This is a genomic window from Rhizobium leguminosarum (assembly GCF_001679785.1).
GTDB lineage: Bacteria > Pseudomonadota > Alphaproteobacteria > Rhizobiales > Rhizobiaceae > Rhizobium > Rhizobium leguminosarum_R.
In genome coordinates this window covers 3,199,950-3,217,914 of the sequence record NZ_CP016286.1, presented here as the reverse complement: position 1 = coordinate 3,217,914, position 17,965 = coordinate 3,199,950, and the positions used below count along the sequence as shown (strand labels likewise).

The 17,965-nt window shown below is 59.4% G+C and carries 15 protein-coding genes and 1 tRNA gene; 9 read left to right on the top strand and 7 right to left on the bottom strand.

All coding sequences use genetic code 11. The features are described from left to right. Nucleotides 1-73 precede the first annotated feature (73 nt). Entirely contained in the window at nt 74-1,252 is a 1,179-nt protein-coding gene (locus tag BA011_RS15865) for a phosphoserine transaminase (protein WP_065281164.1), read from the top strand. 80 nt (nt 1,253-1,332) lie between these two features. Then, nucleotides 1,333-2,928, top strand: a complete 1,596-nt coding sequence (serA, locus tag BA011_RS15860) for a phosphoglycerate dehydrogenase (RefSeq protein WP_003542699.1) — start codon at nt 1,333-1,335, stop codon at nt 2,926-2,928. 91 nt (nt 2,929-3,019) lie between these two features. Here serA and BA011_RS15855 read toward each other — a convergent pair whose 3' ends face one another. Next, nucleotides 3,020-3,286 (bottom strand): hypothetical protein, encoded by a 267-nt coding sequence (locus BA011_RS15855; protein WP_027668285.1) that lies wholly within the window; start codon nt 3,284-3,286, stop codon nt 3,020-3,022. A gap of 163 nt (nt 3,287-3,449) precedes the next feature. On the opposite strand from BA011_RS15855, the gene BA011_RS15850 reads away from it, so the two are divergent. The 7 genes from BA011_RS15850 (at nt 3,450) to BA011_RS41680 (ending at nt 12,785) form a co-directional block, all read left to right on the top strand. Then, entirely contained in the window at nt 3,450-5,603 is a 2,154-nt protein-coding gene (locus BA011_RS15850; RefSeq protein ID WP_151343486.1) for a putative bifunctional diguanylate cyclase/phosphodiesterase, read from the top strand. Nucleotides 5,604-6,051: 448 nt separating this feature from the next. After that, a complete protein-coding gene (gene mnmA, locus BA011_RS15845) occupies nt 6,052-7,251 on the top strand; it encodes a tRNA 2-thiouridine(34) synthase MnmA (protein WP_065281163.1) in 1,200 nt (399 codons plus the stop codon). Between the two features lie 135 nt (nt 7,252-7,386). Continuing rightward, nucleotides 7,387-7,463 (top strand) — tRNA-Met (locus tag BA011_RS15840). 511 nt (nt 7,464-7,974) lie between these two features. Continuing rightward, nucleotides 7,975-8,688 (top strand): DUF4238 domain-containing protein, encoded by a 714-nt coding sequence (locus BA011_RS15835; RefSeq protein ID WP_065281162.1) that lies wholly within the window; start codon nt 7,975-7,977, stop codon nt 8,686-8,688. Nucleotides 8,689-8,762: 74 nt separating this feature from the next. Beyond that, a complete protein-coding gene (locus tag BA011_RS15830; protein WP_065281161.1) occupies nt 8,763-10,145 on the top strand; it encodes an IS1380 family transposase in 1,383 nt (460 codons plus the stop codon). Nucleotides 10,146-10,354: 209 nt separating this feature from the next. Continuing rightward, nucleotides 10,355-12,034, top strand: a complete 1,680-nt coding sequence (locus tag BA011_RS15825) for an SEC-C domain-containing protein (protein ID WP_065281160.1) — start codon at nt 10,355-10,357, stop codon at nt 12,032-12,034. A 205-nt stretch (nt 12,035-12,239) separates the two neighbouring features. After that, entirely contained in the window at nt 12,240-12,785 is a 546-nt protein-coding gene (locus BA011_RS41680) for a hypothetical protein (protein ID WP_151343485.1), read from the top strand. A 21-nt stretch (nt 12,786-12,806) separates the two neighbouring features. On the opposite strand, the gene BA011_RS15815 is transcribed toward BA011_RS41680, so the two are convergent. The 6 genes from BA011_RS15815 to BA011_RS15790 form a co-directional block, all read right to left on the bottom strand. Continuing rightward, on the bottom strand, nt 12,807-12,995 hold the full coding sequence (locus tag BA011_RS15815; RefSeq protein ID WP_065281158.1) for a hypothetical protein: 189 nt from the start codon (nt 12,993-12,995) through the stop codon (nt 12,807-12,809). Between the two features lie 342 nt (nt 12,996-13,337). Continuing rightward, entirely contained in the window at nt 13,338-14,171 is an 834-nt protein-coding gene (locus BA011_RS15810) for a VCBS domain-containing protein (RefSeq protein WP_065281157.1), read from the bottom strand. Nucleotides 14,172-14,578: 407 nt separating this feature from the next. Continuing rightward, nucleotides 14,579-15,295, bottom strand: coding sequence for an ABC transporter ATP-binding protein (locus BA011_RS15805; protein WP_011653344.1), 717 nt, complete (start codon nt 15,293-15,295; stop codon nt 14,579-14,581). Further along, nucleotides 15,276-16,040 (bottom strand): ABC transporter ATP-binding protein, encoded by a 765-nt coding sequence (locus BA011_RS15800; RefSeq protein ID WP_065281156.1) that lies wholly within the window; start codon nt 16,038-16,040, stop codon nt 15,276-15,278. Before BA011_RS15800 ends, BA011_RS15805 begins: the two co-directional genes overlap by 20 nt. Then, nucleotides 16,037-17,041 (bottom strand): branched-chain amino acid ABC transporter permease, encoded by a 1,005-nt coding sequence (locus tag BA011_RS15795; protein WP_065281155.1) that lies wholly within the window; start codon nt 17,039-17,041, stop codon nt 16,037-16,039. Before BA011_RS15795 ends, BA011_RS15800 begins: the two co-directional genes overlap by 4 nt. A gap of 1 nt (nt 17,042) precedes the next feature. Next, nucleotides 17,043-17,906, bottom strand: coding sequence for a branched-chain amino acid ABC transporter permease (locus tag BA011_RS15790; protein ID WP_065282562.1), 864 nt, complete (start codon nt 17,904-17,906; stop codon nt 17,043-17,045). Nucleotides 17,907-17,965 lie beyond the last annotated feature (59 nt).

Below are 17,965 nucleotides of genomic sequence, written 5' to 3'. Positions count from 1 at the left end.
GCGCCGGATCCATACACACGGCGGCGGGACACCCTTCCCCAACGAAGGGCTTTCTATCTGAGAGGATAGCATCATGGCGAAGACCGCAAAGCCGGACATCCGTCCGCACAATACCCATTTTTCTTCTGGCCCTTGCTCGAAGCGCCCCGGTTGGTCGCTCGAAGCCCTTTCCGACGCGGCCCTTGGCCGTTCGCACCGCGCGAAGGTCGGCAAGGCCAAGCTCAAGCAGGCCATCGACCTTACCCGTGAAATTCTCGAAGTGCCGGCGGATTACCGCATCGGCATCGTTCCGGCGTCCGATACCGGTGCCGTCGAAATGGCGCTTTGGTCGCTGCTCGGCGAACGCGGCGTTGACATGCTCGCCTGGGAAAGCTTCGGCGCCGGCTGGGTCACCGATGTCGTCAAGCAGCTGAAGCTCAAGGATGTGCGCAAGCTCGAAGCCGGTTACGGCGAGCTTCCCGATCTCTCCGCCGTCGATTTCGACCGTGACGTCGTCTTCACCTGGAACGGCACCACCTCCGGCGTGCGCGTGCCGAACGCCGATTTCATCCCAGCCGACCGCAAGGGTCTGACGATCTGCGACGCCACCTCGGCCGCTTTCGCGCAGGCACTCGATTTCGCCAAGCTCGACGTCGTCACCTTCTCCTGGCAGAAGGTTCTGGGCGGCGAGGGCGCCCATGGCGTCATCATTCTTTCGCCGCGTGCCGTCGAGCGTCTGGTCAACTACACGCCGGCCTGGCCGCTGCCGAAGATCTTCCGCATGACCTCGGGCGGCAAGCTGACGGAGGGCATCTTCCAGGGCGAGACGATCAACACCCCGTCGATGCTCTGCGTCGAGGACTATATCGATGCGCTTGTCTGGGCGAAGGGCCTCGGCGGCCTCAAGGGGCTGATCGCGCGTGCCGATGCCAATGCCAAGGTCATTCACGATTTCGTCGCGGCAAACGATTGGATCGCCAATCTCGCCGTCAAGGCGGAAACGGCCTCCAACACTTCCGTCTGCCTGAAGATCGTCGACAAGGACATCGCAGCGCTTGATGACGACGGCCAGGCGAATTTCGCCAAGGGCTTGGTCGGCCTCCTTGAAAAAGAAGGTGTCGCCTATGACGTCGGCCACTACCGCGACGCGCCGTCGGGGCTGCGCATCTGGGCTGGCGCCACGATCGAGGCATCCGACATGCAGAAGCTGATGCCGTGGCTTTCCTGGGCCTTCGAAACACAGAAGGCGCAGCTCGCTCAGGCCGCCGCCTGAGGTGATCGCATCCGGCTCCGCCATAGGGCGGAGCCTATTCCTGATTCATTCATCGCTGAACACTTTTGAAGGAGGCCCTCATGGCACCTCGCGTTCTCGTATCCGACGAATTGTCGGAAACCGCCGTCCAGATTTTTCGCGACCGCGGCGTCGAAGTCGATTTCGAACCGCAGCTCGGAAAGGACAAAGACCGTCTGCTCGAAGTCATCGGCAAGTATGATGGCCTGGCCATCCGCTCCGCTACCAAGGTGACTGAAAAGATCATCGAGGGGGCGACGAACCTCAAGGTCGTCGGCCGTGCCGGCATCGGCGTCGACAATGTCGATATCCCGGCCGCCTCGCGCCGCGGCATCATCGTCATGAACACGCCCTTCGGTAACTCGATCACGACGGCCGAACATGCGATCGCGCTGATGTTCGCCGTCGCCCGCCAGCTTCCGGCCGCCGATACCTCGACGCAGGCCGGCAAGTGGGAGAAGTCGAAGTTCATGGGTGTCGAGATTACCGGCAAGACGCTCGGCGTCATCGGTGCCGGCAATATCGGCTCGATCGTCTGCGCCCGGGCTATCGGCCTAAAGATGCACGTCGTCGCCTACGACCCGTTCCTTTCCAAGGAGCGTGCCGAAGAGATGGGCGTCACCAAGGTCGAGCTGGAAGAGCTTTTCGCCCGCGCCGACTTCATTACGCTGCATGTGCCGATGACCGACAAGACACGCGGCATCCTCAACAAGGAAGCGCTGGCGAAGACCAAGCCGGGCGTGCGCATCATCAACTGCGCCCGCGGCGGCCTCGTCGATGAGGCCGCGCTTGCCGAGGCGATCAAGTCGGGCCATGTCGCCGGTGCCGCCTTCGACGTGTTCGAGGTCGAGCCCGCCAAGGAAAGCCCGCTCTTCGGCCTGCCGAACGTCGTCTGCACGCCGCATCTCGGTGCCTCGACGACCGAGGCGCAGGAAAACGTCGCTTTGCAGGTGGCCGAACAGATGGCGGATTACCTCGTCAACGGTGCCGTCTCCAACGCCATCAACATGCCGTCGATCACGGCTGAGGAAGCGCCGATCCTGAAGCCTTTCATCCGCCTTGCCGATGTTCTCGGCGCCTTTGTCGGCCAGGTCACCGAAGAGCCGATCAAGGAAATTGAAATCCTCTATGACGGCATCACTGCCAACATGAACACGCGGGCACTGACGAGTGCTGTGCTCGCCGGCCTCATCCGCCCGCAGGTCGCCGACGTCAACATGGTTTCGGCGCCGATCATGATCAAGGAAAAGGGCATCGTGCTCTCCGAGGTCAAGCGCGACAAAACCGGCGTCTTCGACGGCTATATCAAGCTGACGGTGACGACGGAAAGCATGACGCGCTCGGTCGCCGGCACGGTGTTTTCGGACGGCAAGCCGCGCTTCATCCAGATCAAGGGCATCAACCTCGATGCCGATGTCGGCTCGCACATGATCTACATCACCAATACCGACGTCCCTGGCATGATCGGCTTCATCGGCACGACGCTTGGTGCTGCCGGCGTCAACATCGCCAACTTCCAGCTCGGCCGTGACAAGCAGGGCGGCGACGCCATCGCACTGCTCTATGTCGACGGCAAGGTTGATGACGCCGTGCTTGCTGAGTTGACCGCCCACCAGGCGGTACGCCAGGCAAAACCGCTGACCTTCAATATCGACTGAGTTTCCTTCTCAGGATCTCGATCAAGGAAGAACGAAAAACCCGGCGCGGGAAAACGGCGCCGGTTTTTTTCCGTGTCAGCAACCAATAAATTTAGTGGTGCCGGCGTTTCCGGCGGAGAATTTTGCCGAAACGGGCGACATCGTCTTCAGCCTTGGTGCGGTGAAGGAAGGCGAGCCTGCTGCCGTCGAGGCCTTGGAAGAATTCGTCCCAGGAAATCTCTTCCTGCGTTTCAGAGGAAAAATCGACGCGGACGGTTTCGCTATCGCTTGCGTCCTTGATGCGGGCGGGATGGCCGCCGCGCTCCTCGATCCAGTGTCTGATCCTGCTGTAATCCGTCGTCGTGCCGAACCTGCCCATGAACCCTCCTCAGCAATTCGATTGCGACTTCGATGCCCAAGAACGCACGATCGAGGGAATTGTTCCATGGTGCCTCAAATATTTTATCGAGGCCCGAGATCGCGATGGCAAACCGCCGCTTTTGCACATTCTGAGGGCGAAAGCCTAAAGTTTAACCCTGTGTATGATTCTGATTTTATTTAAGTTTTCTCGATATATCCCTGGCATCGGCATCAACCGCGCGCGAAGTTCCATGGCCCCCTTGCAGAAGACCGAGCAGACCGAAGCACCAAACGACGACTTCCGGTCATTGTTTGCAACGCATCCGTCGCCGATGTGGGTCTATGATCCGGTAACGCTGCGCTTTCTCATCGTCAACGAAGCGGCGGCAGCACTTTACGGCTACGGCGCGGACGAATACCAGCGCATGACGGTTCTGGATATCCGCCCGGAGCATGAGCGGGAGAGGATGATCGACGCCATCAGCGGCCGTACCGACATGGAAAAGGCGGAACGCTGGGTTCACCTCAAGGCGAGCGGCGAGACCTTCGAAGTGCTGACCTATGGCCGAGAAGTGCGTTTCGAGGGTCGGGCCGCAATCCTGGCAATCGTGCAGGATCGCACCGAGGTCAACGCCGCCAGACGCCAGATCAGCGATACCCGCTCGCTTCTCGACAGCATCGTCGACAACCTGCCGGTCGGCGTCTTCGTCAAGGACATGGAAGCGGACGGACTTTACGTGCTTTTCAACGAGGCCTGCGGCGACATCGTCGACATGAGGGCGGAGCACGTGGTCGGCCGAACCGACCGGGCGCTGTTTCCTCCCAGCCAGACAGACGCCTTCCGCGAGCAGGATCGCCGGGCCTTCGAAACCAATGCGGCAATCAGCTTCGAGGAGACGATGCTGCGCGCCGATGGCGTGCCGCGCATCCTGCGCACCGTCAAACGCGCCCTGCCGACGCCGGAGGGCCATGCGCCGCGTTATCTGCTCGGCATCTCGCAGGACGTGACGGAGGAGCGCACCGTCGAGGCAAAGCTTGCCCATCTCGCCATGCATGATTCGCTCACAGGCCTGCCGAACCGGGCGGCATTTTCCAGGCGTATCAACCAGCGGGCGGTCGAAGCGACCACCGATAGCCCGATCGCGCTGCTTTATATCGACGTCGATCACTTCAAGCATATCAACGACAGCAAGGGACATGCCGCCGGCGACGCGCTGCTTTGCCAGGTGTCGGAGCGGCTGCTGCAGCTGGCGGAGGAGGGCGATCTCGTCGCCCGTCTCGGCGGCGATGAATTCGCCGTCGTGCTGGAGCTCGACGGATCGGAGCGGGCCGGACGTTTTGCGCAGCGGCTGCTCAAGGCGCTGAGCCGTGCCTTCGATCTCGACGGCGCCCGGGAGCATGTCACCTGCAGTATCGGCATCGCCTTGGCGCCCGACCATGCCGGCGACGCGGATGTGCTGATGCGGCACGCGGATCTGGCGCTCTATGCCGCCAAGGAGAGCGGACGCTCGACCTATCGTTTCTACGAGACGGAAATGCGGCTTGCCGCCGAGCGCCGGCACGTGATGACCGCCGAGCTGTGGGAAGCGCTGGAGAAGCGCCAGTTCGAGCTGCATTACCAGCCGATCGTGCAGCTCGACAATGACGGCATCGGCGGCTTCGAGGCGCTGATCCGCTGGCGCCATCCCAGGCGCGGGCTGGTGGCGCCGATGGAATTCATTCCGCTCGCCGAGGAAACCGGCCTTATCGTGCCGATCGGCGACTGGGTGATCCGGGAAGCTTGCCGCACGGCTGCCGGCTGGCCCGCCCATCTGAGGATCGCCGTCAATCTCTCCGTCAGCCAGTTTCGGCATGCGAGCCTGCTTTCGACCGTGGTCGCGGCGCTCGACGAGACGGGCCTCAATGCCGACCGGCTTGAAATCGAGATCACCGAGTCCGTATTCCTGACCGATGCCGATCAAAGCCTGCCGCGGCTGCGCGCATTGAAGGCGCTCGGCGTCCGCATCGCCATCGACGATTTCGGTACCGGCTATTCGTCGCTGAGCTATCTCCGGTCCTTCCCCTTCGACAAGATCAAGCTCGACCGCAGCTTCGTTTCGGGCATCGAGACGGATGCGGGCAATCTCGCCATCGTGCGTGCCGTCGTCGGCATCGGCTCCGGCTTCAATGCGACGACGCTGGCCGAAGGGATCGAGACGGAGGAGCAGTTGCAGAAGCTGCGCGCCGAAGGTTTCAGTGAGGTGCAGGGTTATCTGCTCGGCCGGCCGATGCCGCAGCACGAGGCGGAGGCGCTGATCTACGGCCGCGCGCTGAAGGCCGTTTGGTCACGCAGATAGAAGCGCTTGTGCGGCAGCAGGGATCAGCCGTGTGGGTGAGGCATGCCGCCTGATGCCATCAAGCATTCGTTATTTTGAGAAAGGCGGCCGAAGCGGCATAATTGTCGCGGGCTGGAAAGGAGAATGTCTATGAAACGCTTTTCATTCTCGACGATCGGACTGGCGCTCGTAACCACCATCATCGCCAATCCGGGCATCGCATTCGCCTGCAACAAGCTGATCGGCACTTGAGCCGCACCCCCGCTTCCAAGGCGCGGCTTCGGCTGCGCCTTTCTTTGTGCGGGAATGCGAAACACTCAGACGCCGAAGACCGCCCCTTGCGTCCAGGGACAATCCTTTCTATATCGGTGCCTCATCGAGAGACGGCGGCCGATCCCGCCGGAGATCAGCAATCCGCCGCAATTGCAGCGCAAGGGCGGATCGTGACCGCGCAGAATTGGCACCATCGTTGAACACACTGGATTTTGACAAGCAGCCGGAAGAGACCCGTGTCGTCGTCGCCATGTCGGGCGGCGTCGATTCATCCGTCGTGGCCGGCCTTCTCAAACAGCAGGGTTACGATGTGCTCGGCATTACGCTGCAGCTTTACGATCATGGCGCCGCCGTGCACCGCGCCGGCTCCTGCTGCGCCGGCCAGGATATCGACGATGCGCGCCGTGTCTGCGAAACGCTCGGCATTCCGCATTACGTGCTCGATTACGAAAAGCGTTTTCGCGAGACTGTCATCAATCCCTTCGCCGAAAGCTATGTGGCGGGCGAAACGCCGATCCCTTGTGTTTCCTGTAACCAGACCGTCAAATTCGCCGATCTTTTGGCGACTGCCAAAGAGCTTGGCGCCGATGCGCTGGCGACCGGCCACTATATCCGCTCGGGACGGAATCCTTCGCCGGACAATCCCGGCCGCCGCGCGCTTTTCCGCCCGGCCGATGCCGACCGCGACCAGAGCTATTTCCTCTTTGCCACGACGCAGGAACAAATCGATTATCTCCGCTTTCCGCTGGGCGGCCTGCCGAAGGCCGAGACCCGCAGGCTGGCCGAAGAAATGGGCCTCGTCGTCGCCAAGAAGGCCGACAGCCAGGACATCTGCTTCGTGCCGCAGGGCAAATATTCCGACGTCATCACCAAGCTGAAGCCGAATGCGGCGCTCGCCGGCGAAATCGTCCATCTCGATGGCCGCGTGCTCGGCACCCATGAGGGCATCCTGCACTTCACGATCGGTCAGCGCCGCGGCATAGGCATCGCCACCGGCGAGCCGCTCTATGTTGTCTTTCTCGACGCCCGCTCGCGCCGCGTCATCGTCGGACCGAAGGAGGCGCTGGAGACACACCGCGTCTACCTGCGTGACGTCAACTGGCTGGGCGACGAAACACTTCAGGAAGCCGCCTCCGGCAAGGGCTTTGCCTGTTACGCCAAAGTCCGCTCGACGCGCGCGCCGGCGCCTGCCGTGCTGCATGTCAAAGCAACCGGCACCTATGTCGACCTGACGGTCGGCGAGGCGGGCATCGCGCCCGGCCAAGCCTGCGCGCTTTATTCGGCGCCCGGCGACAACGCCCGCGTCTTCGGTGGCGGTTTCATCGAACGCTCCGAGCGCGAACCTTCGGCGGAAGCCTGCCTGAAGGCCCTTTTGGCCAGCCCCGTCGCCGCCTGAAACCCATCGGAAACGGGAGGCGGTAAAGCCCACCGTTTTTCTCGATCATGCGCTTGACACAAAGCCGAAGCGCACCTTATAAGCCGCTCATCCCACGAACCGGCATCGCTTCGCGAGCGGGTATCGTTGACCAGTGGCGGAGTAGCTCAGTAGGTCAGAGCAGAGGAATCATAATCCTTGTGTCGGGGGTTCAAATCCCTCCTCCGCTACCAGTCAAAATCCGATAAGAACAAATGGTTAGACGGTCTTTTGTGGCAAGTCCTGCGCTTGGTCTTGTGCGTCGTGTTGCGGGCAATTTCCGCTGATTTTCGGGCAGCGACGGCAAAGCCACGCAACATGGAATGCAACATGTATCGGCCCTAAAGACGCCCTTTGATTTGATGCGATACTTTCCCGCATTCGTCTGCTCAGCCGGACTATTTTAAAAGTTTGCTGATGTCGGATTAGTGGTCACGCCCCGCCTTTAAATCCTCCATCACACGCTTCAGTTGTTTGATAAAGGGTTTGTGTCATTGGTCTCATGTTCAGCCATCGCGTAACCGCTCCGATCCGGGTTGGCGCGAGATCGAAGGCGTACTGGCATCGCAATGAAGATGCGCGAAGAAAAGGCTCACCGTTGGCGGCTATCGACGGGTGCCTGAAACGACGCTGCTGTAGTAATAGCCGGGGAAAATCATTTGCTGATATTGCGTATAGCCAGGGCAATGCTGCAAACATTATCGAATGTCTGAGACTAGAGACAACCACTATGTGCCACAGTGGTACCAAAGAAGGTTCTTCGAGCCCGGCAAGAGCACGCTGGCCTATCTCGATCTAACGCCACCTCGAAAAGTTCTTGACGACGGCCGGATTATTACAGAACGGGCTTTATTCGACAGATATACAACGGGCGCATTTTACCAAACGGACCTATATTCGACGTTCTTCGGAACATCGGTAAACGACGAGATCGAGCGTCACCTATTCGGCAGCGTTGACGTGAGAGGATCGAAAGCTGTTAAGGCCTTTGCCGAAGCCGATCCGGTCGAATGGCATCGGCACTTCCAAACCCTCTTCGAATATATTGATATCCAGAAAATTCGAACGCCCAAAGGTCTGGAATGGCTAAGGACGCAATATCCTAAGCTCACCCAGAATCAGTTGATGCTTGAGATGCAGGGCATTCGTATGATGCATTGCACGATTTGGGCCGAAGGAGTGCGCGAGATCATTTCTGCAGAAGACGCAGACATAAAATTCATCGTCAGCGACCACCCGGTAACGATTTATAATCATGCAGCACCACCTCAATCTTCAAAATGCGCGTATCCGCTCGACCCCTCGATCGCTCTAAAAGCTTCGCAAACGATTTTTCCGCTCTCCCGAGATTTCTGCCTCATCCTCACAAATCTCGAATATGCGCAGGACCCCTCCACTAGCCTGAATCTCTCAAAGTAAAGGGTGCATCGGGCCTGCGAATCTGAGAAACTGCTTTTGCGACAAAGGCTTACCAGATTCCTTACGGAGGCCCGATGCAAACACACTGTATCTCCGCGCAGTTCGGATTTGAAGGCTTCGACGGCCACAAAGTTATCGCTGGTTTTGACGGCGGCGCGATCACCTCGGATGCCGGTGCGCTGCTGCTTCGCCACGTCGATGGGGCCATCGGGCTATTCGACCGGGTGGCCGGCTGCTTCATTGATGGCCGCGATCGCAAGTGCACGGTCCACAGCATGCGCACGCTGGTCGGGCAGCGCATTGCAGCGATCGCGCTGGGCTATGAGGATGTCGACGATCACGACACGCTGCGCCACGACCCGGTACTTGCGCTGCTGTCGGAGCGGCTGACGCCGAAGCGACAAGACTGTGCGGTGCTTGCCGGCAAATCCACGTTGAACCGGCTGGAGCACGGCCGCCCCGGCGCGCCGACGCGCTATCATAAGATCGCCTATGACGCAGGGGCGCTGGAAGCGCTATTCGTGGAGCTGTTCGTGGACGCACACGACAGGCCGCCGGAGGAGATCGTGCTCGATCTCGACGCCACCGACGATCCGCTGCACGGCCATCAGGAAGGGCGGTTCTTCCACGGCTATTATGACGGCTATTGCTATTTGCCGCTCTACATCTTTTGCGGCCGGCATCTGCTTTCGGCCAAGCTGCGACGCTCCAATATCGACGCCAGCGCCGGCGCGGTCGAGGAGGTCGGGCGGATCGTCAAGCAGATCCGCGCGCGCTGGCCCAACGTCCGCATCATCCTGCGGGCCGATTCCGGCTTTGCCCGCGACGAACTGATGGACTGGTGCGAGGCAAACGGCGTCGACTATGTCTTTGGCCTTGCCCGCAACAAGCGGTTGGAAGAGAAGATCGCCGAGGCCCTGGAGGAAGCGAGCCTTGCGGCCAAGGCAAGCGGCCAGGCTGCCCGCGTCTTCCGCGACTTCCTGTGGTCGACGAAGGGCAGCTGGTCATGCCGGCGGCGGGTGGTGGCCAAGGCCGAATGGACGATGGCGGGGGCCAATCCGCGCTTCATCGTCACCTCGCTGGAACCGGAATACTGGGCGGCACAACCGCTTTACGAGGAGCTTTACTGCGCCCGTGGCGATATGGAGAACCGCATCAAGGAATGCCAGCTCGATCTCTATGCCGACCGCACCAGCGCCCACACCATGCGCGCCAATCAGTTGCGGCTCTGGTTTGCATCCTTGGCCTATGTGCTGATCTGTGCGCTACGCCGCCTCGGCCTCACCGGTAGCCGCCTTGCCGATGCCACCTGCGGCACGATCCGATTGAAGCTCTTGAAGATCGGCGCCCAGGTCCGCATCTCCGTCCGCCGCATCAAGGTGGCGATGGCTTCGGCCTGCCCATATGCCGAGGAATTTGCCCTGGCTCACGCCCGAATATGCGCCGCGGCCCGATGATGCCGCCGGACCCGAGCCCTTCCCGCCAACGACAGAGGATACATCGCCGGACCAGACAAAACGCCCAACATCGCGGCGACGGCCGCCCGCGTCCTCGGTGTGCACGCAACGCCAGCCGACAGCGCACCCAATCAATACCAGAGACGCTGTGAGAAAAGCGGGCTAGTGCGCTCGAAAAGCGAACTTTCGCCCGTAATTTTCGCAATTCGATGGTTCGAACCGATGCGATTATTCGCAAGCGGAAACTTTCCAACGCCGATGTCGGTAAGGTCAATTATGTACTGAAAGCACGTGCGCGTCGCTATATTGCGGCCGGCAGCAGGGAGTGGCTTTACCCTGAGAAAACGGTTGCTGAGACCTGGAAGGACTTATACGAAATATTTCTACCGCCGAGGGATGATCTCTGGCGTTTTGGCGGCGAAATGTATGCTAGTTTCGAGGATGGCCGCACCTACTATCAGGATGCATTCGGACGAACCGAAAAGGAACGGGAGTTTTTAAAAAAGAAGCTGCCGAAAGAGCCACTGAGGGATCGAGACCTTTGCGGATGCGGTTCAGGACTATCCTTCAAGAAATGTTGTAAATCAGTGCCAGCAGCGCTTCGTTCATCATGGACAGAGGTCAGCATTCGCGAGCGCAATCTGATGTTTTTCAACGCGGTGGCGAAGGTGCTGGGTCTCGACCAACGAAAGGACTGGATCACCGTTCGACGCGAACTTACCGATGAAAAAATCAGCAATATCTACCAACTCTATGAAGGCTTGTGGCCGCTGGAAACTGACTTGTTCCAACTGCTGCCAAAGCCAGATGGAAGACCTAGAGCTATCTATACGGGTTCCATTCATCCTTCGATGATCACCAAATTTGCACTTGGCGCCTCGCTCTACTTCGGTGAATTGATCATCCAACATCCATTTCTCCACCCCTCCGCGCTTAATGAGAAATTCAATCCCGTCAAAAACCCAAGCGCATATCGCCAGGAGTTTCTCAAAAGCGTCGTGTTCTTTCTTACATTGATGCCTCTGATTGAGCAGGGTACGGTTAATTTAGTCCCTGACCCTTGCAATTTTGATCTTCACCTGCGCGATCAGATGCACGGGATGGCTCAGGCTCGCTCGACTTGGATAAATAAAGATCTTCTGAAAGATGCTCCCACGCGAGAACTCTTGAAGGAAGACAGCGCTCGAGGGTTGATGTCTGCCCCGCGCGATGTTTTGCTCAATATTCTCAAAAAAACTACAGAACTTGACGACGAACATTTGAGAGAAGTTTTACTCGGGATCGAGAGGTTAAAGGAGAACGACCCGCTGGCCGTTTTGCAAGAGGATGGATCGGCGATGGGTGAGAACAGTGAGCAGTTTCACCTAGCGAAGCTGGCACCCAATTTTGAAATGACCATGTATTTGGCGCAAGCTACTGGCGCCTGCATCGTTACTGATGACGTTGTTCGGTGGAACGAGATTAAGCGAGCCATGTCCTGGCAGCCTGATACTGCTCTTCGCGCGCTGGCGAGCAAGATCGAAGCGTCGAAATTTGCGTTCCCGCAGAACGTCGAGGAGATCCAGGCATTGGCGTTTGAGCCAACTCTGTCCGTATATCCCACACTGATGGGGGAGGTCTTTGGCTATCTTTCCAAGCTCGGCGGTGGGGAACGCAAGCCGAACTTTGAGGGACATCTTGCCGCCCGTTTCTGTCGCGTGCAGTCGCTGGCTCAAGCTGCACTTCGAAAGTCGGGTGTTGCAGTCAAGGAGGCTCGGCTTTTGTGTGCCTTCCCGGTTGGAGGCATCCAGGACAATACCATCAACCGTCTTCTGCTGATGTCGAGTTCCGAACGGCATTTGCCATGCGCGCCTGCGGCATTTTTCATTGATGGACAATTTCACGGTTGAAAAAGGCTCGGAGCGCTGAACCCAGATGCCCCGGCAACCACGATCTGCTGTGCGCCGGCGGCGCCAGCTGCGCGGTTGGCATTTAGTCCTGACGACGTGTGGAATACCTACCCGCCGTCATGGTCAGGCGTCCAAGTTCATCACAAGTAATGCCTAGACAAACCCACAGGTTGGTGGGAGGCTTTCAAAGCGGTGAGGGGGTAGCATGAACGGTTCACGGACGTCCCTATTTTTAAGAAGATCGACGGCCGCGATTGTTGCGCTAACGGCATTTCTTGTTGCCGTATTGGCGCTATCGGATCAACTCAAGCCGTCGGCTTCATGGGTTTACTGCAGCTTCGTTGATTGCACCCCGCCGCCGCCGCCTGCGCCACCTCTTCCGTCAATAAAGCTTCTCAAGGCTGCTGATCTTGACGGGCTGGATGGCGGCAGAAGCAAGTCTGGTCGAATGAGCGATATTCAGGTCTCCATCACCAATAACCCTGTCGGACAAGCGGATACGTTCGTCGCAAGTTGGGTGTGGTCAGGAAGTGGCGGGAGCCAGGGCGGCTCGCAAAACGTTGTACTCGATATGAAAAGCAAGGACGGAGCAACAGTGTTCACGTACACGTCCGGCATCGACCGAAGTCATTGCTACTATACACCCGGCAACCGTGAAACACGTCAAGGATCAATTACCGGCGAGGCCTCCTTAATAGACATCATTGCCGTGCGGATCACTGAGGTCACTGGCAAGCAGGGCGGATGCTAAACGAGTTTACATGGTAGTCGATCAGATGAAATCGACGCTATATTCGTTGATAGCATAGCCCTTTGCATCGACGCGGTCCCGAATGCTGCCGAGATCTTCCTCTTCAGCTTTCTGCAGATAGGTGAAACGGGCAGCCCGCTCCAGATCAGTAAGCGCAGCGGGATCGCTAGCACATTGATCGCAGCGCCAAACGTCGCGGCGATGGGACAAAACCAGTTGCGCCCCTGATCTGCAGGATTTCCGCCAACGGCGAGGACAGGCCTATCTGTAGAGCGTCAGAAGCAACAAAGGCATCTTCGTCGCCCAAAGGTGGGATGCGACAGCGATAATAATAGCCCATACGGCGAGCGAGAACATGACCGCCGCTAACCTGATGCCGACTGGCTGCATCATTTCCTCCATCCCAGCATAATCGTGCCCCTCGAACGATCCGATGCTAGCAAGATGCAGGCCCGTCAGCTATCGCAAGAAATTGGTACCCGGATAGGCGCCGCAGAGCGCAGTCGGTGAAGGTGCACAGATTTCGGTGATGCGGCGCCTTTTCCCCATCAATCAAACGATGAAGTGAAAGTTGTCGTATTGCGCGCCGTAATAATCCGGGCCGCTCGTTTCGTTGATGACGGGTTCGGTGTCGAGCACGAGTTGGTCGATTTCGCCGTAGGCGCTGAGATCGATCACTTGCGGGTCATGAATGCTGTCGGCGGTGACGTTGAGCGTGACCAAGAATACGGTATCGCCGTCCAGCTTACCTTCGATCGTCAGAACGTTGTCATAGTCCGATGTGCCGTTTGCGACACTGAATTGCTCGATCTGAAAGTTGCCGCCATCGGCGGCTTGGATGGGTGTCCAGAACACGCCTCCTCCCAGATAGTGGTTGCCATCCGCTTCCTCCCGCACAGTCGCGTCGTCACCATCGTGCCAAGCGCCCCAATCGAAGCCTTTGTAGCCCGTCGGGAAGTCGTGGTTGCCGACATCCTCGAAATTGACGAAGACGTCGCCGCGTTCCGGCAGGTCGACCGCGATGTTGAGCAAGCCGAAGTCGGTGGCGCCTTTGCCATCCGAGATCTTGAAATTGAACTGGTCGACGAGTTGGTCTCCCGGGCCGAGCGCTGATACCACCGGGTTGGTGTGATCGAGCTCATAGGTGTAGTTACCATTGGAATAGACGGTCAGAGTGCCGTATTTTCCCTCGACTGTGGTGGTCGTGGCAGGCCCGTTCGGATCGGCCGGTTGCGGAATTCGCTGCCCATTGACGAAGTTGAGACGCACCTGATCTCCGTCGGCATCCGTGGAACTGGTATTGTCCAGGATGTTGCCGTCGATCGGGTTGTCGATGTTGAAAATAGGCTGGTATACATCACCTGCGACCGGCTTGTGGTTTGCCATTTCTATCCCCCCGTTTGATGTTCTGTTCGACTATGCAACCCTATAGGGTATCTGGCAACCGAAATTGATGGAGCGTCAGAGCAATTCCGCCCGTCAACGTCACAAATTCCGGTCGATTACAGCTCAATTGTTCAAGTAAAGGGAGCGGCATAAACGTCGATCCTGTTTATGAACCTGGATTTACGTCTTGTCTTACGTTGCTGCCGCTTCATCGATCATGGTGTTTCTCGCCTTTTCAGGCGATCCATCAATTCCGCCAGCGGAAAACTTTCAGGCATGATAATAATGACAGGTCAATCATGACGTCGTCATGACGATATACTGCATGAATTGCTTGACGCACCAAGAGCAATCTTGAAGGCGAAAGGGGAGCAATCAGCAGAGCCCGAGCTTCTGCCGACTATCGATCAATGCAGGCCGCCGACCCCGAGCAGGCTCTCGACAGCCTCGTGATCCCTGGTGAGATTTTCCGGCGTTCCGGTCCAGGCCAGTCTGCCGCGTTCGAGAATGACGACTTGATCGGCGAAATCGAGCGCGCTCTGGATGCGCTGCTCGACCAGCAGAATGGTCATGTCTCCCGTCTTGGCGAGGTCGGTAAAGGCGGCCATCAGTTCCTCGCAGATAACGGGCGCGAGGCCCTCCAGCGGTTCGTCGAGCAGCAGGACGGAGGGGCGGCCGAGAATGGTGCGGGCGGTGGAGAGCATCTGCTGCTCGCCGCCGGAAAGCTGGCTGCCGAGGTTGCGGCGGCGCTCCTTGAGGCGCGGGAACATCGCATAGGCTTCCTCCAGCGCCGTCTTCGGTCGCGCCTTCAAGCCGACGAAGAGGTTTTCTTCAACCGTCAGCGTCGGGAAGACGCAGCGTGCCTGCGGCACATATCCGAGGCCTTTATGCGCGCGTGCAGCACTCGGTGCCGTCGTGACATCCGAATCGCCGAGGCGGATGCTGCCCTCGTATCGCCTGGTCTGCCCGGCAAGCGTCGCGAGCAGCGTGGTCTTGCCCATGCCGTTGCGGCCGAGCACGGCAAGCCGTGCACCTGCCGGCACGGAGAAGGAAATGCCTTCGAGCACTCTCGTCGGCCCATATCCGGCCGACAGATTCTCGACCTCAAGCGATATGGCTGGCATTGGCATAGCTCCCGAGATAGGCCTCGCGCACGCGCGCATCCTTGGTGACGTCTTCAGGCAGGCCATCGAAGATGATCGCGCCTGATGCAAGCACGATGACGCGCCTGGCAAAACGGAAGACGAGATCCATGTCGTGTTCGATCATCAGCACGGCGAGATCGGCGGGCAGATCGGCCAGCGCCTGCTCGATGCGGCCGGTATCGCTCTGCGGCACGCCGGCTGCCGGCTCGTCGAGCAGCAGCACCTTCGGCTTCAGCGCCAGCGCCACGGCGATCTCCAGAAGCCGCTGCTGCCCATAGGCGATTTCGCTGACCTTGCGATGCATCAGGAAAGCCAGTCCGAGCTTGCCGAGGAGATCATCGACCTCGGCCATGATGGCGGGCATACGCAGGAAATTGCCGAACATGTGCCCGGTCTTTCCATCGCGCTGAAGAACGGCAAGTCCCACATGTTCGGCCGGCGTCATGTCCTGGAAGAGCCGCGTCACCTGAAATGAGCGGACAAGACCGCGTCTGACCCTGCCAATCGCATCCACCTTCGTTACCGCCTCGCCACCCAGGCGAACCTCGCCGGAATCGGGAGAGAGATTGCCGGTCACGAGGTTGACGAAGGTGGTCTTGCCGGCGCCGTTAGGGCCGATCAGCGCGATGCGATCGCCAGGCGACATCGTGAGCGAGACATTATTGGTGACGGCCAGGCCGCCGAAGGCTTTCTTGAGATTGGCGACTTCGAAGACCGGGCTCATGAGCGCTGCTCCCTGCGGCGACCAATGAAGGCTGCGGCCGTGCCATAGAGACCTTTCGGCGCAAAGAGCACGACGGCGATCAGCAGCGCGCCGACCATGGTCAGCCAATGGAAGGGATTGGCGGCGGAGACATAGTCCTCGAACAGCATGAAGATGAGAGTGCCGGAAAGTGCCCCGAAGAGAGAACCGGTGCCGCCGAGCACCAGCATCACAAGCGCTTCGGCCGACTGGGTGAAAGACAGGCTGTCGAGGCCGACGACCTGTGTCGAAATCGCATTCAAGGCGCCGCCGACACCGGCAACGGCGCCTGATATCGCATACATTCTGATGAGAGCTGCCTTCGGCGAAGCGCCTATGGCGCGGATGCGCAGCGGGTCCTGCTTGATGGCGCGGCAGAGCATGCCGAAAGGCGAGCGAACCAGAACCCTCAGCAGCACGAAGACGATCAGCAGCAGCGCCATTCCGAAGAAGAAGGCGGTGTGACCGTAGAGATCGAATTCGAAGAGGCCGAAGACCGGGTCCGGCGCGATGCCGGAAAGTCCGTCGCTGCCGCCTGTCCATGACGAGGCCTTGTTGGCGAATTCATGGAAGAGGTTGATCAGCGCAATCGACAGCACCAGCTGCGGCAATCCATGCGCACGCAGGATGATCGCGCCGCAGAGCAGCCCGGCAACCGCGCCGCCTGATATGCCGGCCAGCATCATCAGCAGCGGGTCATTGATGCCGTAATGCGCCGACAGGATCCCGGCGGCATAGGCGCCGGAGCCGAAAAGTGCTGCATGGCCGAGCGTTGCGACGCCGCAATAACCGGTCACGAGATCGAGCGACAGGACGAGCAGCGCGATCGTGATCATCCGGGTCAAAAGGGCGAGATTATCGGGGAAGGCGAAATAGCCGATCGCGGCAATGGCTATGATGACCGCTATTCCGATGAGGTCGCGGCCGATAAATCCGCGACGATGCTGTAGACCTTCGTTTTCGTTGTTCATGACAAGCGCCATCTTATTTCGCCCTTCCGGCAAGGCCGCGCGGGAAGACGCAGATGATTGCGATCACGGCGAGATAGAAGAAGAATTCACCGAATTCCGGCATCAGATACCGCCCTGTCGTATCGATCGCGCCCAGCAGCAGACAGGCGATCAGTGCACCTGGAATGGAGCCCGCGCCGCCGACGGAGACGACGACCAGGAAGGTCACCATGTAGCGCAGCGCGTAATAGGGTTCGACGGGCAGGAGTTCGGCCCCGACCACGCCGCCGAAGGCGGCAAGCCCGACGGCAACGGCAAAACTCACCGCATAGATGATCTCGGTGCGCACGCCGAGGGCCGCGGCCATTGCCGCATCATCGACGGAGGCACGCAGCTTGACGCCGAAGCTCGTCCTGTCGATCGTAAACCAGAGGGCGAGCGCCACGGTGAGGCCGCAGAGGATGACGAAAAGCCGGTGAACGGGAATGGTGCGGAAGCCGAGATCGGCTGACCCCTGCAGCGCACCGGTAAGCGGTATGGTCTTCAGCGTCGGTCCCATGACATAATTGGCGATGCCGATGACGCAGAAGGTGATGCCGATGGTCATCAGCACCTGGGTCAGTTCCGGTGCGCCATAGATCCGGCGGTAGAGAAAACGCTCGATCGGAATGGCGACGATGATGGTGATGACAACGGCGGCGATGACCGCCGCGGCATAACCGAGGCCGAGGTCGCGGGCGACATAGGAGGCGATATAACCGCCGATCATCGCGAAGGCGCCATGGGCGAGGTTGACGACACGCATCAGCCCCATGGTCACCGAAAGGCCGATCGAGATCACGAAGAGCACCATGCCATAGGCCAGCGCGTCGACGGCTATGCTGAAGACTGTCTGCATGGAAATCCCTTGCTTCCAAGCGACGGGCTCGGCCTGATCGCAGGCCAAGTCCGTCGCCT